This window comes from Geodermatophilus sp. FMUSA9-8, assembly GCF_037034165.1.
GTDB classification, from domain to species: Bacteria; Actinomycetota; Actinomycetes; order Mycobacteriales; family Geodermatophilaceae; genus Geodermatophilus; species Geodermatophilus nigrescens.
The window spans coordinates 1-17,089 of sequence record NZ_JBAGKE010000010.1; the positions used below are offsets into that span (position 1 = coordinate 1).

17 protein-coding genes are annotated in these 17,089 nt (G+C 76.1%); 5 read left to right on the forward strand and 12 right to left on the reverse strand.

The annotated features are described in order from the left end of the window. From WA616_RS18975 to WA616_RS18995, 5 genes are all read right to left on the reverse strand, one after another. A partial coding sequence (locus tag WA616_RS18975; RefSeq protein ID WP_336032336.1) for a DUF222 domain-containing protein occupies positions 1-773 on the reverse strand: 773 nt, incomplete at its 3' end. 87 nt (positions 774-860) lie between these two features. After that, positions 861-1,619: an iron ABC transporter ATP-binding protein gene (locus WA616_RS18980; protein WP_336032337.1), complete on the reverse strand. Its 759-nt coding sequence runs from the start codon at positions 1,617-1,619 to the stop codon at positions 861-863. Beyond that, complete coding sequence (locus tag WA616_RS18985; RefSeq protein ID WP_336032338.1) at positions 1,616-2,644, reverse strand: iron chelate uptake ABC transporter family permease subunit; 1,029 nt, start codon at positions 2,642-2,644, stop codon at positions 1,616-1,618. The genes WA616_RS18980 and WA616_RS18985 overlap by 4 nt, the downstream gene beginning before the upstream one ends. After that, the gene (locus WA616_RS18990; RefSeq protein ID WP_336032340.1) at positions 2,634-3,644 is read right to left on the reverse strand and encodes an ABC transporter permease; all 1,011 of its coding nucleotides are present in this window, start codon (positions 3,642-3,644) and stop codon (positions 2,634-2,636) included. The genes WA616_RS18985 and WA616_RS18990 overlap by 11 nt, the downstream gene beginning before the upstream one ends. A gap of 22 nt (positions 3,645-3,666) precedes the next feature. Beyond that, positions 3,667-4,677, reverse strand: a complete 1,011-nt coding sequence (locus tag WA616_RS18995; protein WP_336032342.1) for a siderophore ABC transporter substrate-binding protein — start codon at positions 4,675-4,677, stop codon at positions 3,667-3,669. Positions 4,678-4,815: 138 nt separating this feature from the next. Here WA616_RS18995 and WA616_RS19000 point away from each other — a divergent pair, with 138 nt between their 5' ends. Further along, positions 4,816-5,808 carry an aldo/keto reductase gene (locus WA616_RS19000; RefSeq protein ID WP_336032345.1) on the forward strand — a complete coding sequence of 331 codons (993 nt, stop codon included), beginning with the start codon at positions 4,816-4,818 and terminating at the stop codon, positions 5,806-5,808. A 92-nt stretch (positions 5,809-5,900) separates the two neighbouring features. Here WA616_RS19000 and WA616_RS19005 read toward each other — a convergent pair whose 3' ends face one another. Then, positions 5,901-6,716 carry a PaaX family transcriptional regulator C-terminal domain-containing protein gene (locus WA616_RS19005; protein WP_336032347.1) on the reverse strand — a complete coding sequence of 272 codons (816 nt, stop codon included), beginning with the start codon at positions 6,714-6,716 and terminating at the stop codon, positions 5,901-5,903. Positions 6,717-6,777: 61 nt separating this feature from the next. Here WA616_RS19005 and WA616_RS19010 point away from each other — a divergent pair, with 61 nt between their 5' ends. Both WA616_RS19010 and WA616_RS19015 read left to right on the forward strand, forming a co-directional pair. Beyond that, the gene (locus WA616_RS19010) at positions 6,778-7,143 is read left to right on the forward strand and encodes a hypothetical protein (protein WP_073422764.1); all 366 of its coding nucleotides are present in this window, start codon (positions 6,778-6,780) and stop codon (positions 7,141-7,143) included. Further along, entirely contained in the window at positions 7,136-7,582 is a 447-nt protein-coding gene (locus tag WA616_RS19015) for a hypothetical protein (protein WP_336032351.1), read from the forward strand. Before WA616_RS19010 ends, WA616_RS19015 begins: the two co-directional genes overlap by 8 nt. Positions 7,583-7,586: 4 nt before the next feature. Here WA616_RS19015 and WA616_RS19020 read toward each other — a convergent pair whose 3' ends face one another. Further along, positions 7,587-8,537 carry a hypothetical protein gene (locus tag WA616_RS19020; protein WP_336032354.1) on the reverse strand — a complete coding sequence of 317 codons (951 nt, stop codon included), beginning with the start codon at positions 8,535-8,537 and terminating at the stop codon, positions 7,587-7,589. Positions 8,538-8,744: 207 nt separating this feature from the next. On the opposite strand from WA616_RS19020, the gene WA616_RS19025 reads away from it, so the two are divergent. After that, positions 8,745-11,024, forward strand: a complete 2,280-nt coding sequence (locus WA616_RS19025) for a SpoIIE family protein phosphatase (RefSeq protein ID WP_336032356.1) — start codon at positions 8,745-8,747, stop codon at positions 11,022-11,024. On the opposite strand, the gene WA616_RS19030 is transcribed toward WA616_RS19025, so the two are convergent. Both WA616_RS19030 and WA616_RS19035 read right to left on the reverse strand, forming a co-directional pair. Further along, complete coding sequence (locus WA616_RS19030) at positions 11,021-11,521, reverse strand: flavin reductase family protein (RefSeq protein WP_245794899.1); 501 nt, start codon at positions 11,519-11,521, stop codon at positions 11,021-11,023. The genes WA616_RS19025 and WA616_RS19030 overlap by 4 nt on opposite strands. Positions 11,522-11,594: 73 nt before the next feature. Continuing rightward, positions 11,595-12,539, reverse strand: a complete 945-nt coding sequence (locus WA616_RS19035; RefSeq protein ID WP_336032357.1) for a hydroxymethylglutaryl-CoA lyase — start codon at positions 12,537-12,539, stop codon at positions 11,595-11,597. A 119-nt stretch (positions 12,540-12,658) separates the two neighbouring features. Between WA616_RS19035 and WA616_RS19040 the strand changes: the two genes are divergently transcribed. Next, positions 12,659-13,537: a GGDEF domain-containing protein gene (locus WA616_RS19040; RefSeq protein WP_336032358.1), complete on the forward strand. Its 879-nt coding sequence runs from the start codon at positions 12,659-12,661 to the stop codon at positions 13,535-13,537. Positions 13,538-13,556: 19 nt separating this feature from the next. Here the strand turns inward: WA616_RS19040 and WA616_RS19045 are convergent, their stop codons facing one another. The 3 genes from WA616_RS19045 to pgm all read right to left on the reverse strand — a co-directional run bounded on the left by WA616_RS19045 (position 13,557) and on the right by pgm (position 17,059). Further along, on the reverse strand, positions 13,557-14,282 hold the full coding sequence (locus tag WA616_RS19045; RefSeq protein ID WP_336032359.1) for a hypothetical protein: 726 nt from the start codon (positions 14,280-14,282) through the stop codon (positions 13,557-13,559). Positions 14,283-14,348: 66 nt separating this feature from the next. Continuing rightward, positions 14,349-15,428, reverse strand: coding sequence for a M20 family metallopeptidase (locus WA616_RS19050; RefSeq protein WP_336032360.1), 1,080 nt, complete (start codon positions 15,426-15,428; stop codon positions 14,349-14,351). Next, positions 15,425-17,059 (reverse strand): phosphoglucomutase (alpha-D-glucose-1,6-bisphosphate-dependent), encoded by a 1,635-nt coding sequence (pgm, locus tag WA616_RS19055; protein WP_336032361.1) that lies wholly within the window; start codon positions 17,057-17,059, stop codon positions 15,425-15,427. The genes WA616_RS19050 and pgm overlap by 4 nt, the downstream gene beginning before the upstream one ends. Between the last annotated feature and the right edge of the window lie 30 nt (positions 17,060-17,089).

Consider the following 17,089-nt stretch of genomic DNA (forward strand, 5'->3'; position numbering starts at 1 on the left):
GCGGTGAACACCTCGGTGCGGATCAGCCCGATCGGCCGCGGGTCACCGGTGTCCACGGCCAGCCGGGCGAGCCGCTCCAGCACCTCCATGCACATCGCGGCGACCTCGGCGGGCAGCTCGGCGATCAGCACGGCCATGCCGTCCTGCGCCGAGGGGACGATCCGGACGTCGGCGGTGCGCGTCGCGTCGTCCTTCTTGCGCTCGGCCGCGTCGGGGTCGAGTTCCAGCAGCGCCTCGACCGCGCGCGTGCGCAGCGTGCGCAGCGTCCACTCCGCGGCACGGGGCAGCAGGCGGGCCTCGACCTGTCGGGCCAGCGCCGGGACGGTCCACTGCAGCACGTCGACCAGCACCATCGCCCGGCGCTCGTCGAGGTCGCCGGCGGCCAGCGCGGCCCAGGTGGCGGGCAGCGACTCCCGGTAGGTCCAGGCCCGCTTGGCCAGCGTCGTGGCGGTGGGCCGGCCGACGTTGAGCACGACCGCGAGCTCCGAGGTGAAGAACTCCGACACCCCGGGCAGCTCCGGGTCCGGCGCCCACGACCCCGACCGGGCACCCGGCGCGCCGGGCGGCGGGTCGTCGGGGGAGTCGTCGGCCAGGCCGAGGACGAGTTCCGCCTCGTAGGCGGCGGTCTGGGCCTTCAGCGCGGCCAGGCGCTGCAGCTCACGCGCCTTGTGCTCACGCGAGAGCAACGCCACCGGCAGCCGACGCAGGGTCGGCGGCCGCTCGGCGAGCAACGCGGCCAGGCCGCGCTCGAAGCGCGACCCGCCTGCTGACATGACCCCAACCTACGGCGGGGGTACGACAGAAACGGCAGGTCAGCGGCCGGATCACCCCTGCGCAGCCGGCCACACCGCCGCTCGTGGTCAGGAGTAGTAGAGGGCCACCGGGCGGCCGTCGATCTCGCGGACGTCGACCGTCGTGTCGTAGACGGCGGCCAGCACCTCCGGGCGCATGACCTCGCGGGCGGGGGCGTCGGCCACCACGCGGCCGTCGCGCATCGCCACGATCCGGTCGGCCCAGGTGGCCGCGAAGTTGACGTCGTGCAGCACGGTGACCACCCGCTTGCCGAGCCCGTCGGCCATCTCGCGCACCAGCCGCATGATCTCGGTCATGTGCCGCAGGTCGAGGTTGTTCAGCGGCTCGTCGAGCAGCACGTACCGGGTGTCCTGCGCCAGCACCATCGCGATGAACGCCCGCTGCCGCTGACCGCCCGACAGCTCGTCGAGGAACCGCCGCCGGTACACCTCCAGCCCGAGGTGGACCAGCGCGCGCTCGACGGCGTCGCGGTCGTCGACGGTGAGCCGGCCGCGCGAGTGCGGGAAGCGGCCGAACTCCACGAGGTCCTGCACGGTGAGCCGGGCGGCCACGTGGTTGTCCTGGCGCAGCACGGCCAGGCGCCGCGCGAGCTCCGCCGACGGCGTCGTCGCCACGTCCAGGCCGTCGACCGTCACGCGGCCGGTGTCGGGCCGCAGGAGGCGGCCGACGAGGGAGAACAGCGTCGACTTGCCGGCACCGTTCGGGCCGATCAGCGCCGTCACGCCCTCCCCGCCGAAGGCGATGGAGACGTCGTCGACCACCGTCTGGCCGCCGTAGCGCTTGGAGACTCCCTCGAGCGCGATCACCGCGCCCCCTTCCGCAGGACGAGGTACAGGAAGAACAGCCCGCCGGCGAAGTCGACGACGGTGGACAGGGTGCCGCCGTAGCCGAGTGCCCGTTCCAGCACGAGCTGGCCGCCGAGCAGGCACACCACGCCGAGCAGCACCGCCGTCGGCACCGTCCACACGTGCCGGAAGGACCCGGCCCACGCGTAGGCGAGGTTGGCGACGATCAGGCCGAGGAACAGGATCGGCCCGACCAGCGCCGTCGACGCCGCGACCATCACCGAGACGACGGCGAACAGCGTCAGCACCACCCGCCGGTGGTCGACGCCCAGCCCGACGGCGGCCGGCTCGCCGAGCGTGAGCACGTCGAGGGTGCGCAGCAGCGGCACGACGACGGCGCAGCCCAGCGCGACCAGCGCCGCGGTGAGCGCCAGCAGCGTCTCGTCGGGCCGGGTCAGCGAGGCGAAGAAGGCGTCGGAGAGCACCTGGAAGTCCAGCGGGTCGAGCATCCGCTGCATCCACTCGCTGAACGAGCGGAAGAACGTCCCGAGCACGATGCCGACGAGCAGCATGAGGTGGATCGAGCGTCGCTTCCCGCCGAACAGCCAGGTGAACAGCACGACGCTGAACCCGACCATCACGGTCACCTGCACCGCCCACAGGACCAGCGGGTCGGCGGCCAGGAACGCGGCGGAGCCGGCGGTGAAGACGACGACGGTCGAGACGAGCACGTAGAACGCGTCGAACCCCATGATCGACGGCGTCAGCACGCGGTTCTGCGTGATCGTGTGGAAGACGACCGTGGACACCCCGACCGCCGCCGCGACGACGACCATCGCGGCCACGGTGAGGCTGCGCTTCTCCAGCGCGTACGCCAGCGACCCGGGCACGTCGGTGAACAGGTAGGCGGCGACCAGCGCCAGCACGAGGCCGCCGAGCGCGGCCAGCCGGGCACCCGGCCCGGCGCGGCGGACGGAGCCGCGCAGGTGGGGCCGCGGGCGGACGGCGGCCGGGGCGGGTCCGGAGAGCGTGGGTTCAGTGCGCACGGCTCCGCCTCCGCAGCAGCAGCCAGAGGAACAGCGCGGCGCCGATGATCCCGACGACGACCGACAGCGGGATCTCGTAGGGGAAGCGCAGGACCCGCGCCAGCACGTCGCAGGCCACCACGAACACCGCCCCGAGCACCGCCACCCACGGGATCGACCGGCGCACGTTGTCGCCGACCACCAGGCTCACGACGTTGGGCACGACCAGCCCGAGGAACGGGATGAGCCCCGCCGTCACCAGCACCGAGGCCGTGATGACGGCGACGACGACCATCCCGACGGCCACCCACCGGCGGTGGTGCAGCCCGAGGTTGGTCGCGAACTCCTCGCCGAGGCCGATGACGCTGAACCGGTCGGCCGCCAGCCACGCGACGACGACCATGACGCCGGCCAGCCACACGAACTCGTAGCGCCCCTGCACGACGCCGGCGAAGCTGCCCTGCGACCACTGCGCGAGCGACTGGAGCAGGTCCAGCCGGTAGGCGACGAACGTCGTGATCGCGCCGACGACGCCGCCGAGCATGATCCCGACCAGCGGCACGAGGACGAGGGAGCGGACCGGCACCGCCCGCACCACCCGCAGGAACACCCAGGTGCCGAGCAGTCCGGACAGCGCGGCGACGGCGGTCTTGCCGACGACGGGCATCCCGGGTGCCAGCACGATCGTGCCCAGCATGCCGAGGGTGGCGAACTCGGTGACCCCGGTGGTGCTGGGCTCGACGAAGCGGTTGCGCACGAGCATCTGCATGATCAGGCCGGCGATGCCGAGCGAGGCGCCGGCCAGCACCAGCGCCACCGTCCGCGGGACGCGGCTGGCGACCAGCAGGAACGCGGCCGGGCCGTCGCTGAACACCGAGACGGGGGAGACGTCGGAGACGCCGACGAACAGGCTCGCCCCCGCGAGGAGCAGGAGCAGCACGCCGGCGAGCACCCCCAGCCCGGTGCGCCGGGGGCGCGCCGGGGCGGGGGTGCTCGCGGGGGGAGCGGAGAGCGCCGTCACGGGCAGCGGGGGACCGGGACGGTCACTCCGCGATCTGCAGGACGTCGTCGATCATAATCCGGGTGGTGTCGATGCCACCGAAGACGACGTACCAGGCGACCGGGTCGAGGTAGTGCACCTGGTCCTGCCGCGCCGCGGTCGTGCGGGCGACGACGTCGTTGTCGAGCACCGCCGCGGCGGCCTGCGCGCCCTCCTCGCCGGTGGCGGCGTCGCGGTCGACGACCCACAGGTGGTCGGGGTCGGTCTCGAGCAGGAACTCGAAGGAGACCGGCTCGCCGTGGGTGGCGGCCTGGAGGTCGTCGACGACCGGCTGCACGCCGAACGCGTCGTAGATCAGCCCGCCGCGCGCGCCGCGGGCGTCGGAGCCCTCGCCCGCCGGGGCCATGGCGGACAGCTCGCCGCCGGAGACCATGAGGCCCAGGCCGGTGCCCGCGTCGGCGGTGGCGGCGCGCGCCTCCTCGATGCCCGCCTCGAGCTCGGCGACGGCGGCGGCCGCCTCGTCCTCCGCGCCGAGTACCTCGCCGAGGAAGGTGGCGTTGCGGTCGAGCGTCTCGGTGTAGGTGCCGCGCATGCTTAGGTCGACGGTCGGCGCGATCTCGCTGAGGTCCTCGTACAGCGCCGAGGAGCGGCCGCCGATCACGATGAGGTCGGGCTGCTGCGACTCGATCTCGACCAGGTCGGCCTCGAACAGCGTCCCGGCGTCGAAGGCGTCGTCGGCCAGGTGGTCCCGCAGGTAGTCGGGCACCGACGCCAGCGGTGCGCCGGCGATCTCCCCGCCGAGGGCGCCGATGGTGTCGAGGGCGGCCATGTCGAAGACGACGATGCGCTGCGGGTCGACCGGCACCTCGACCGACGTCTCCTCGAACTCCGGCTCGGCGTCCTCGGCGGCGACGTTGCGGTCCCAGGTCCAGGTGACCGTGCCGGCGTCGGTGGCGGCCTCGGCGGCGGGCTCGTCGGCACCGCAGGCGGTGAGCGCCAGCGCCGCGGCGAGGGACAGGGAGGTGGCCGCCAGCGGCCGGGACGCGGTGCGCATGGTTCTCCAGGTGGTGAGGCAAGGCTGCCCTGACTTAGACGGCCCTAACCTGTCACACGGGTTCCGGAACAGCGGGGGGGTCGGCAGCCCTACCCTGAGGGGGTTCACGCCGCGCTCCGCAGGGGCAGGCTCGGTGCCATGCAGACACGCACCCTGGGGTCCCTGTCCGTCCCGGCCATGGGGCTGGGCTGCATGGGGATGAGCGAGTTCTACGGCACCGGTGACCAGGCCGAGGCCGAGGCGACCATCCGGCGCGCCCTCGACCTCGGCGTCACCTTCCTCGACACCGCCGACATGTACGGCCCCTTCACCAACGAGCGTCTGGTGGGCGCGGCGATCGCCGACCGCCGCGACGAGGTCGTGCTGGCCACCAAGTTCGGCAACGAGCGCGGCGAGGACGGCTCCTTCCGCGGCATCAACGGCCGGCCGGAGTACGTGCGGCAGGCCTGCGACGCCTCCCTGCAGCGGCTCGGCGTCGACGTCATCGACCTCTACTACCAGCACCGCGTCGACACCACGGTGCCCGTGGAGGACACGTGGGGCGCCATCCGCGAGCTGGTCGAGGCGGGCAAGGTGCGCGCCGCCGGCATCTCGGAGGCCGCGCCCGAGACCATCCGCCGCGCGCACGCCGTCCAGCCGGTGGCCGCCGTGCAGACCGAGTACTCGCTGTGGAGCCGCGACCCCGAGGAGGACGGCGTCCTCGCCACCTGCGCGGAGCTCGGCATCGGCTTCGTCGCCTACTCGCCGATCGGCCGCGGCTTCCTGTCCGGGCAGATCCGCAGCGTCGACGACCTCGCGCCCGACGACTTCCGCCGGTCCAACCCGCGGTTCCAGGGCGAGGCGTTCGAGCAGAACCTGCGGCTGGTCGACCGGGTGCGCGAGATCGCCGACGAGAAGGGCGTGACGGCCTCGCAGCTGGCGCTCGCCTGGGTGATCGCGCAGAGCGGCCGGTCGGGCAACCCCGCCGTCGTCCCGATCCCGGGGACCAAGCGGGTGCGCTACCTGGAGGAGAACGCGGCGGCCGCGGACGTCGCGCTCACCGACGACGACCTGCGCCGGCTCGACGAGGCCGCCCCGGTCGGCGCCGCCGCCGGCGACCGCTACCCGGACATGTCCACCGTCCACCGCTGACGGCGGACTGACAGAGGGACACAGGCCCTCGGGGGCGGCGGTGCGGGGGCACCCGCCGCCCTTGGGCGGCCAATAGCGCTACGAAGGCCCTTCTAGGCGACGGCGGCGCGGGGGGCCACGACGCCGAGGACGTCGGCGACGTGGGCGCGGGCGGCCACGGCCAGCCGGGCGCCGGTGTCGGCCCAGGCGTCGCGGACGTCGCGGCCCGGCCACCCCTCCGGCTGCAGCGCCGCGGGCAGCAGCGGGTCGCCGGCCAGCACCGCGCGCATCTCTGCCCGCAGCCGCAGGTGCGCCCCCAGGGCGGCGACCCCCTCCGGCGCCTCCGCGGCGGCCGCGCGCAGCCGCTCGAGCACCCGCGACCAGCCGGCGGCGAGCCGGGGGAGGTCCCAGCAGCGGGCCGCGAGCTCGCCGTCGGACAGCCGCGGGTCGGTGACGTGCGCGGTGAGCAGGTCCAGCCGCGACGTCGGCTCGCCGGCGAGCTCCGCGTGCACCTCGTCGAGCGCGTCGCGGTGCGGCGACACCCAGGTGGCCGGCGCGAGCGGGCCGAACCCGGCGCGGACCAGCCCGCGGCGCACCCGCTCGCGGGCGGCGCGGTCGGCCTCCGGGACGCCGTAGACGACCATCCGCCACTGGCCGTCCCACGGACCCAGCCGCCGCTCGATCCGCTCGTCACGGGCGACGACGGACGCCCGCAGCGGCGCGGCGGGGGCCAGCAGGGTCTCCCGCCCGCGCCGCGACCCGACCAGCCACCCGGCGCGGCGCAGCGCCGCCGCGGCCAGGCGCGCGCTCGGCTCGGCGACGCCGCACGCGGCGAGCAGGCCGACCAGCGCCTGCAGCGGCACCGGCTCCGCGGTCACGGCGTCCAGGTGCTCGGCGCAGAGGTCGACCACGAGGTCCCGGACGGTCATGCCTCCTCCTTACCCCCGGTCCGCAACCGGCTCGCCCGCCGGACGCGCGATCATGGGCGCGATGAACGACGTCCTCGTCTGGTCGGCCACCGCGGTCGCGGTGGCCGTGGCGCTCGCGGGCCTGGCCTCCACCCTCGCCCGGCGGCGGATCGGCCTGGTCCACCTCGCCGGCGCCGCGGTGCTCGAGGTGCTGCTCGTGGTGCAGGCCGTCGTCGCCGGGGTGGCCCTGGCCGGCGGGGAGCGGCCGCCGGAGACGGCGACGTTCCTCGGCTACCTCGGCGGCGTCGTGCTGCTGCCGGTGGCGGGCGTGCTGTGGTCGCGCACCGAGCCCAGCCGCTGGGCGGGCACGGTGCTCGCGGTGGCCAGCCTGGTCACCGCGGTGATGGTCTGGCGGCTGGTCCAGCTGTGGGAGGCGCCCGGTGTCTGAGCGCGAGCCGGCCGGCACCGCGCCGGGCGGGACGGCGGCGGGTCCGGGCCGGGTGCTGGTCGCCGTCTACGCGGTGTTCGCCCTGGCCGCGGGGGCCCGGGCCGCCGTCCAGCTGGCCACCCGCTTCTCCGAGGCGCCGGTCGCCTACCTGCTGTCGGCGCTGGCCGCGGCCGTCTACGTGGTGGCCACCGTCGGGCTGGCCCGGGGCGGGCGCACCGGACGCCGGACGGCGCTGGGAGCCATCGTCGTCGAGCTGGCCGGGGTGCTCGTGGTGGGCACGCTGTCCCTGGCCGACCCGGCCGCCTTCCCCGACGAGACGGTCTGGTCGGCGTTCGGCCGCGGCTACGGCTTCGTGCCGCTGGTGCTGCCGGTGCTGGGCCTGCTGTGGCTGCGCCGCCGGACCCGGGCGGCCGACGGGAGGCCCGGGTCCGGCGGCTGAGCGGTCAGAAGTCCCCGCCGCCGAAGTCCCCGCCGAAGTCGCCGCCCCCGAAGTCCCCGCCACCGAAGTCCCCGCCACCGAAGTCGCCGCCACCGCCGTCGAAGCCCCCGCCGTCGTCGAAGCCGCCGTCGTAGCCCCCGCCGTCGTAGCCCCCGCCGTCGTAGCCGTTGTCGGCGCCACCGGCGAAGTCCGCGCCCGGGTCGCCGCCGTAGCCGCCGTCCCCGGCCGCGGCGTAGTCGCCGCCACCGGAGTCCCCGCCGGCGTCCCCGCCGCCGTCCCCGCCCTCGGCGCCGTCCTGGTAGCCCTCCGCGTAGGCCTCCTCGTCGCCGCCGCCGAACAGGCCGCCGTCGCCGAGCCCGGTGTCGAACAGCGCGTCGGCCACCGCGGTGCCCACCACCAGGCCGCCGATCGTGCCGAGCAGGCTGCCGCCCAGCGAGCCGCCGAAGCCGCCGAAGCCGCCCATCCGCGAGCCGTAGCCGGGCCCGTAGCCGCCGCCGTACCCCCCGCCGTAGGCAGGGCCGTACCCGGGGCCGTAGCCCGGCCCGTAGCCCGCGCCGGGGCCCGCACCGAAGCCGCCGAAGGTCCGCTCGAGGGTGCCCGGCTGGCGCAGCTCGGCGCGGGTGGCCACCCGGGCGAGGGTCTGCGCGTCGTCGGACCGCGGCCGCTCCGACGCCGGCACGGCGGCCGCGAGCTGGGTGAGCACCTCCTGCCGCTGCTGCGGGGTCAGCTGGCCGAACGCCTCGGCGTGCGCCTGCTCGATCTGGTCCGGGGGCGCCGTCCGCAGCAGGTAGCGGTAGCGCTCGACGGCCTGCTGGTCGGTGAGCTGGCCGCGCTGCCCGGCCGCAGGTCGCGCGGGCGGCGCCTGCGGCGGCGGTGGGGGCGGCGACGCGTAGCCGTCGTACGGTGCGGGCTCCGGTGCGCGGCGTCGGCCGAGGAGCCGGTCGAGCAGTCCCATGACGTCTCCCTCCGGGGTGGCTGGCCAGGAGGGTGCCCGCACGGGCGCCGGGCACACCTCCCCTCCGTCCAGGGGACGCGCCCCGGGGACGGAGGGCGTCGGACCAGCACCAACGGTTAGATTCGTTGCGTGCGACCGGAAGGGACCCCGCCGCTGGAGCGGCCGACACCCGCTGCCGCCGGAGTCCCTCCCGAGGTCCGCGCGGCGGTGGCCAGGACCGCCGTCGACGGCGAGGCGGCCGGCGGGCGGCAGGCCGGGATCGTCACCGCCGCCGAGGCCGTCGTCACCGAGCACGCCGGGGGCGCGGGTGCCACGCAGGCCCTGCCGGCCGTCCTCGCCGACGTCCCGGTCGCCGTCCTGCTCATCGACCAGAAGTCCGGCGCGGTCACCTACGCCAACACCGCCGCGGTGGAGATGGCCGGCAACGTCGGGCTGCCGGTCGAGGTCGACGCCTGGGGCGCGGCCGCCGGGCTGACCGACCTCGGCGGCGCCCCGCTGGCGCGCACCAGCGGCCCCCTGTCGCTCGTCGCGCAGGGCCAGCCGGTCACCGGGGAGGCGGTGCGGCTCTCCCCGGGCCGCAGCACCGACGCCGAGCGCGCCGACGACGACGGCGACGGCGACCGGCTGCTCTGGGTCACCGGCTTCCCGCTGTCGCAGCCGGGCAGCAGCCAGGCGCTGTCGCTGGTCGTGCTGCTCGAGGTGGAGGGCGTGGGCGGCACCGCCGACGCCGACGCCGAGCTGCAGGCGCTGCGCGAGCGCGCCGTCGTCGCCACCGACATCGCCTTCACCATCACCGACCCCCGGCAGGAGGACGACCCGCTGGTCTGGGTCAACCCGTCCTTCACCCGGATCACCGGCTACTCGTACGAGGAGTCCGTCGGCCGCAACTGCCGCTTCCTGCAGGGCCCGAACACCGACCCCGCCGCGCTCGCCGAGCTGCGCGAGGCGTTGCGGGCGCAGCAGGCGATCACCGTGACGCTGCTCAACCACCGCCGCGACGGCACCGCCTTCTGGAACCAGCTCGCGATCAGCCCGGTCTTCGACGGCCAGGGCGAGCTGGTCAGCTTCGTCGGCGTGCAGACCGACGTCACCGAGCGCGTGCGGGTGGAGGCCGAGCGCGAGGCGGCCTTCGCCGCGGAGCGCACCGCGCGCGAGGAGGCCGAGCTCGCCCGGTCGATCGCCGAGCAGGCGAAGACCGACGCCGAGCGGGCCCAGCGGGAGGCCGAGGGGGCGCAGGCCCGCCTGGCGCTCATGGCCGAGGCCACCAGCTCGCTGGTCGCCACCCTCGACGTCGGCGACCTGCTCGACCGGCTCGCCGTGCTCTGCGTGCCGCAGCTGGCCGACTGGGTGGTCGTCACGCTCGTCGACGAGAGCGGCGAGGTGCGCGAGCTGGTGTCCCGCGACCGCGAGCGGGACCGCACCGAGCTGCGCCGCTACGACGCCGGGCACGCGCTGCGGCTGCCGCCGGACTCGCCGAGCCAGCGCAGCATCAGCGGTGGCCGGACGGTCCTCGTCGAGCAGCTGCCCGAGCGCCTCGACGGCACGGTGGCCGGGCCCGTCGCGCAGGAGGTCGCCGGCCGGCTGGGCGCGGCGTCGGCGCTGGCGGTGCCCCTGGTGGCCCGCCGCCGCACCCGCGGCTCGATCGCGCTGGTGCGCTCCTCGCCGGAGCAGCCGTTCACCCCCGACGACGTCAGCCTGGTCGAGGACCTCGCCCGGCGGGCGGCGATGGCCATGGACAACGTGCGGCTCTACCAGCAGGAGCACGCCGTGGCCGACACCCTGCAGCGCTCGCTGCTGCCCGAGCTGCCCGACATCCCGGGCCTCGAGGTCGCGGCGCACTACGTGAGCGCCTCGACCGCGGCCGACGTCGGCGGCGACTTCTACGACCTGCTGCAGCTGCCCGACGGGTCGGTGGCGCTGGTGGTGGGCGACGTCGTCGGCCACGACGTCGCCGCGGCGGCGGTCATGGGCCACCTGCGCGGGCTCATCCGGGCCTGCCTGTGGGAGGCGCCCGACCCGCACCCGGCGGCGGTGCTCACCCGCATCGACCGGCTCGTGCAGGGCCTGCGGGTCACCCCGATGGCCACCCTGGCCTACGTCCGCGCGCTGCCGCCGGCGGAGCCGGGTGGCACGTGGACGGCGCAGGTCGCGAGCGCCGGCCACCCGCCGCTGCTGCTGCGCTCGCCGGACGGCCACGTGCGCCCGGTCGACGGGGCGAGCGGGATGCTCGTCGGCGTCGACGTCGAGGCGCACCGGGTCGTGCACACCGTCGAGCTGCCCGCCGGCGCCACGCTCCTCGGGTACACCGACGGGCTGGTGGAGACCCCGGGCCGCGACCTCGACGAGGGCATCGGGGACCTGGCCGGGCGGCTGGCCGGCACCCCGGCCGACGCCGCGCCGCGGGACCTGTGCGACGCCGCGGTGAGCGGCACCCTCGACGGCCGCGACGACGTCGCGCTCATCGCCGTCCGCTTCGGCCGGTCCTAGCCGGCCGGGGTCTCCGCGCGGCCGTAGCTGCCGCGGTGGAACAGCAGCGGCCGGCGGCCGGGGTCGGCGCCGAGGTCGAGCACGCGCGCGGCGACGATCGTGTGGTCGCCGCCGTCGTACTCCGCCCACAGCGCGCAGTCGATCCAGGCGACGACGCCGTCGAGGACGGGCGAGCCCTGCCGGCTCGGCCGCCAGCCCACGCCGGCGAACTTGTCGGCGCCCGAGCGGGCGAACGCCGCGGACAGGCCCGACTGGTCCTCGGCGAGCACGTTGACGCAGAACCGGCCGAGGTCGCGCAGCCGCGGCCACGTCGTGGACGTGCGGGCCGGCGCCAGTGCCACGAGCGGCGGGTCGAGCGACAGCGAGCTGAACGACTGGCAGGTGAACCCGATCGGCTCCTCGCCGGTGTGGGCGGTCACCACGGTGACGCCGGAGGCGAAGTGGCCGAGGACGTCGCGCATCACCCGGGGGTCGATGACCTCCACCGGTCCGGTCACGCGCCCTCCTCGCTCACGCTCGTCAGGCGCGTGTCCCGGGGTGCCGCACCTCTGCGTGACCTCGCGCGCTCGGTCACGCGGGCGCGCCCAGGGCCGCGCGGGGCACCGACCGGCCGCCGGCGCGGTACAGGGAGCTCGGCAGCGGGTGACCCACCGCCTCCTCGGTCACCCGGGCCGCGGCCAGCAGCGCGTCGAGGTCGATGCCGGTGCGCACGTCGGACTCCTCGAGCCAGTAGACGAGCTCCTCCGTGGCGATGTTGCCGCTCGCGCCGGGCGCGAACGGGCAGCCGCCGAGCCCGCCGACGGAGGCGTCGAGCTGGGTGACGCCGGCCTGCACCGCGGCCAGCGCGTTGGCCTGGCCGGTGCCGCGGGTGTCGTGGAAGTGCACGGCCACCGGCGTCCCGGGGCAGGCGCGGCGGACGGCGTCGAGCAGCCGCACGACGCGCGCCGGCGTCGTCGTGCCGATCGTGTCGCCCAGGCACAGCGCGTCGGCGCCCGCGGTGACGGCGGCCCGGCAGACGTCGACGGTGCGCGCGATCGGTGTGCGGCCGTCGAACGGGCAGTCCCAGGCGGTGGCGACGACGACCTCCAGCGACCCGCCGGCGCCGTGCGCGAGGTCGGCGACCTCCCCGACGCCGGCGAGGGCCTCGGCGGTCGAGCGGCCGGCGTTGGCGCGGCTGTGCCCGTCGGAGGCCGACACCACCAGCTCCAGCTCGGCGATGCCGGCGTCGACCGCCCGTACCGCGCCGCGCGGGTTGGCGACCAGCGCCGACCAGTGCACGTCGGGCCAGCGCGACAGCTCGGCGGCGACGCGGTCGGCGTCGGCCAGCGCGGGCACGGCCTTCGGGGACACGAACGACGTCACCTCGATGCGGCGCACGCCGGTGGCCACGAGGGCGTCGAGCATCGCCAGCTTGCCCTCGAGGGGGACCGGCGCCTCCAGCTGGAGGCCGTCGCGCATGCCGACCTCGCGGACGTCGATCTCCGTCGGCAGCACCAGGTCGAAGTCCGACGGCATGACAGCCCTCCCTCTCGCGCACTCTCCCGGGTCATCCTGCCCCGATCAGGGGTTCCACGTGGAACCGGGAGGGAATGAGCAGGTCAGGTGGACCGGCGGGGGAGGATCGGAGGTGGTCGGTGGACGACGGCGGAGGCGTGGGCACGGTGCCCGTCCCCGACCTGGGCAGCGCGTTCACCAACTCGCCCATGGGCGTCGCGCTCAGCGCGCCCGACGGCCGGCTCCTGGCGGTGAACGGCTCGCTCGGTGACCTGCTCGGCCGGACGCCGGAGGAGCTGCGCGGGACGACGCTGTTCGACGTCACGCACCCCGAGGACGTCGCGGGCGCCGTCGCGACCTGCACCGCCCTGCACCAGAGCCACGGGCGGGCGCGGCACGAGTGCCGGTTCCTGCGCCCCGACGGGACCGTGGTCCCGGTGCAGGTGACGACGTCGTGGGCCGACGGGCCGCCCGAGCACCTGGTGATGGTGGTCGAGGACGTCACCGACCGGAAGGCGCTGGAGGCGCGGCTGCTGCACCTGTCGGCGCACGACCCGCTCACCGGGCTGCCCAACCGGCTGCTGTTCCGCGACCGGCTGCGCCACGCGCTCGAGCGGGGGCACCGCGAGCACACGCCCACCTGCGTGCTGGTGCTCGACCTCGACGGGTTCAAGGCGGTCAACGACCGCTTCGGCCACCCGACCGGCGACGCGGTCCTGGTCGCCGTCGCGGCGAGGCTGACGTCGGTGCTGCGGGCCAGCGACACCGCGGCCCGGCTGGGCGGCGACGAGTTCGCCGTCGTCTGCGAGAACACCGAGCGGGACGCCGCCGAGCACCTGGCCGACCGGCTGCGGGAGGCGCTGCCGGGCACGCTCACGCTGGGGACGACGACCGTGGAGGTGGGCCTGAGCATCGGCATCGGCTCGGTCGACGGCGGCACCGACCCCGAGGACGCACAGGAGGCGGTGGTCCGGGAGGCCGACACCGCGATGTACGCCGACAAGGCCAGGCTCCGCTGAGCCGGCCCGCCCGCCGGCGTCAACTGCGGGCGGCGGCCCAGCCGACGGTCGCGGGCAGGCGGGCGAAGACGGCCGTGAGCACCGGCAGCGGCAGCGCGAACACGAGGAACACCGACACCCCGACGACGCCGCTGCTGTCGAGGGTGGTCGCCGCGACCACCAGCGTCAGGAAGAGCACGACCACCGCCGCGAGCGCCCCGGCGAAGACGAACGTGGGGGAGCGGCGGTCGAGCAGCCGGATGCCGCCGGCGATCAGCGCGGCCCCGACGGGCAGGCCGAGCATGAGCACGACGCTCGGCCCGTCCTCCTCACCGCTGAGCACCGCGATCGTGAAGATCAAGGCGACCAGCGCGGACAGCGCGCCGGTGACGATGCCCAGCACGCCGGCCGTGGTGGCCACGCCGGGACGCCCGGGACCGGCCGGCCAGACGGGTGTCGGCGGGACGCCCCAGCCGTAGCCCGGCGGCGGGCCGTAGCCGGGCGGCGGGCCGTAGCCGGGCGGCGGGCCGTAGGCAGACGGGGAACCGTAGGGGGTCGCTCCGTACGGCTGGGCCACGTACTCCGGCGTCCCGTACGGGGGAGCGGCGCCGTACGGGGGAGCCGCGCCGTACGGGGACGCGGCGCCGTACGGCTGGGCGGCGCCGTACGGCTGGGCGGCGCCGTACGGCTGGCCGGGAGCGCCGGAGGGCGGCGCGGATCCCGGCGGGACGGCGTCCCACTCCTGCTCGTACGGCTGGTCGGTCATGCCCCCAGTCTGGGGCCGTCGCCGTCCGAGGCCGCCGTCCGGGGGCGTGTCGCCCCCCCGCAGGGGTCAGCCGCCCCAGCGGGCCAGCACGGCGGTGTAGGCCTGCGCCGCCTGCTCGAGCTCGGCCAGCTCCACGTACTCGTCGGCGGCGTGCATGACCGCCGGGGTGCCCGGTCCCCACACCACGACCGGGGCGCCGCCCACCACCTGGCCGAGCACCGAGGCGTCGGTGAAGTAGGTGGCCGGGGTCGGCAGCACCGGCGCGGGCAGCGAGGCCACCCACGGGTCGTCGGCCGGCGTGCCCACCGGCGGCAGGTCGACGCGCACCTCGACGTCGGCGGCCTCGGGCTGCTCCCGCCACCAGCGCAGCAGGTCCCCGCCGTCGGCGACGGTGCGCATGTCGACGACGACCTCGGCCCGGTCGGGGACGACGTTGGGCACGGTGCCGCCGCTGACGACGCCGGGGTTCCACGTCTCGGTGCCGAGGAACGGGTCGGTGCGGAAGGGCAAACCGGCGGCGGCGCGGCCGAGCAGCGTCGCGAGGTCGAGGACGGCGTTGTGCCCGCGCTCGGGCGTGCTGCCGTGCGCGGCCCGCCCGGCGGTGCGCACGGCGAGCCACAGCGCGCCCTTGTGGCCGAGCACCACCTGGTTGCCGGTGGCCTCGGGGACGACGACCGCGCCCACCGGCAGCTCGGCGACCGTGGCGGCCGCGGCCGCGGCGCCGCGCGAGCCGGTCTCCTCGTCGCTGGTGAGCAGCAGCGCGGCGGGCGTCTGCGGGTCGGCGGCGGCCAGCGCCAGGGCGGCCGCCACCACCCCGGCCTCCATGTCGCTGGCGCCACGCCCCCACACCCGGCCGCCGTCGAGGTCGGCGCCGAAGGGGTCGCGGGTCCACGCGCCGGGGTCGGGCACCGGCACGGTGTCGACGTGGCAGGCCAGCAGGAGCACCGGCCGGCCGGGATCGGCGGGGGTGCGCAGCAGCGTCCACGGCTGGTCGCGGTCGCGCCCCTCGGTCACCTGCAGGTGCGGCGCCCGCTCGCGCAGCACGTCGGTGAGCAGGCCGAGGAGGTCGCGCTGGGCGGCGGCGTCGCCGGAGACCGTGGGCCGGCGCACCAGCTCGCGCAGCAGGCCGGCCGCGTCGAGGGTCATGCGCCCAGCGCGGCGGAGACGACGGCGCGCGCCTCCTCCTGCACCCGGGCGAGGTGCTCGGGGCCGCGGAAGGACTCGGCGTAGACCTTGTAGACGTCCTCCGTCCCCGAGGGGCGGGCGGCGAACCAGGCGTTCTCGGTGACCACCTTCAGGCCGCCGACCGACGCGCCGTTGCCGGGCGCCTCGGTGAGCTTGGCGGTGATCGGCTCGCCCGCCAGCTCGGTGGCGGTGACGTCGGAGGGGGACAGCTTCCCGAGCGCCGCCTTCTGCTCGCGGCTGGCCGGGGCGTCCACCCGCGCGTAGGCCGACTCGCCGTACCGGGACACCAGCTCGGCGTGCAGCTGCGACGGCGAGCTGCCGGTGACCGCCTGGATCTCGCTCGCCAGCAGCGCCAGCAGCAGGCCGTCCTTGTCGGTGGTCCACACCCCGCCGTCGCGGCGCAGGAACGACGCCCCGGCCGACTCCTCGCCGCCGAAGCCCACGCTGCCGTCGAGCAGGCCGGGCACGAACCACTTGAACCCGACCGGCACCTCGACCAGCCGCCGCCCCAGGCCCTCGACCACCCGGTCGATCAGCGAGGAGGACACCAGCGTCTTGCCCACCGCGACGTCGTCGGCCCACTGCGGGCGGTGGCTGAACAGGTAGGAGATGGCGACGGCGAGGAAGTGGTTGGGGTTCATCAGCCCGGCGTCGGGGGTGACGATGCCGTGCCGGTCGGCGTCGGCGTCGTTGCCGGTGGCCACCTGGTACTCCGACCGCTTCCCGATGAGCGAGGCCATCGCCGACGGCGAGGAGCAGTCCATCCGGATCTTGCCGTCCCAGTCGAGCGTCATGAACCGCCACGTGGGGTCGACCAGCGGGTTGACGACGGTGAGGTCGAGCCGGTGCCGCTCGGCGATCGCCGCCCAGTAGTCCACCGACGCCCCGCCGAGCGGGTCGGCGCCGATCCGCACGCCGGCCGAGCGGATCGCGTCGAGGTCGAGCACCGAGGGCAGGTCGTCAACGTAGGCGCCGAGGAAGTCGTGCCGGCCCGCCGCGGCGTGCGCCCGCGCGAAGGGGATCCGCTGCACGCCGTCGAGCCCGGCGGCGAGCAGCTCGTTGGCGCGGTCGGCGATGACCTTCGTGGCGTCGGTGTCGGCCGGCCCGCCCGAGGGCGGGTTGTACTTGAAGCCGCCGTCGCGGGGCGGGTTGTGCGACGGGGTGACGACGATGCCGTCGGCGAGCCCGGTCGACCGCCCGCGGTTGGCGGTGAGGATGGCGTGGCTGACCGCCGGCGTCGGGGTGTAGCGGCCGGCGGCGTCGACCAGGACCGTCACGTCGTTGGCGGCCAGCACCTCCAGCGCGCTGGCCCAGGCCGGCTCGGACAGCGCGTGGGTGTCGCGGCCGAGGAACAGCGGGCCGTCGTACCCCCGCGCCGCCCGGTACTCGCAGATCGCCTGGGTGGTGGCGAGGATGTGCGCCTCGTTGAACGCCGAGTCGAACGAGGACCCGCGGTGTCCCGAGGTGCCGAACGACACCCGCTGCGCCGGCTCCGCCGGGTCGGGCACCAGCGTGTAGTAGGCGGTCACCAGCGAGGCGACGTCGACCAGGTCGGACGGGGCGGCGGGCTGGCCGGCGCGGGGATCGGTCACGGGCCGATCCTGGCCCGAGGGGGCACCGGC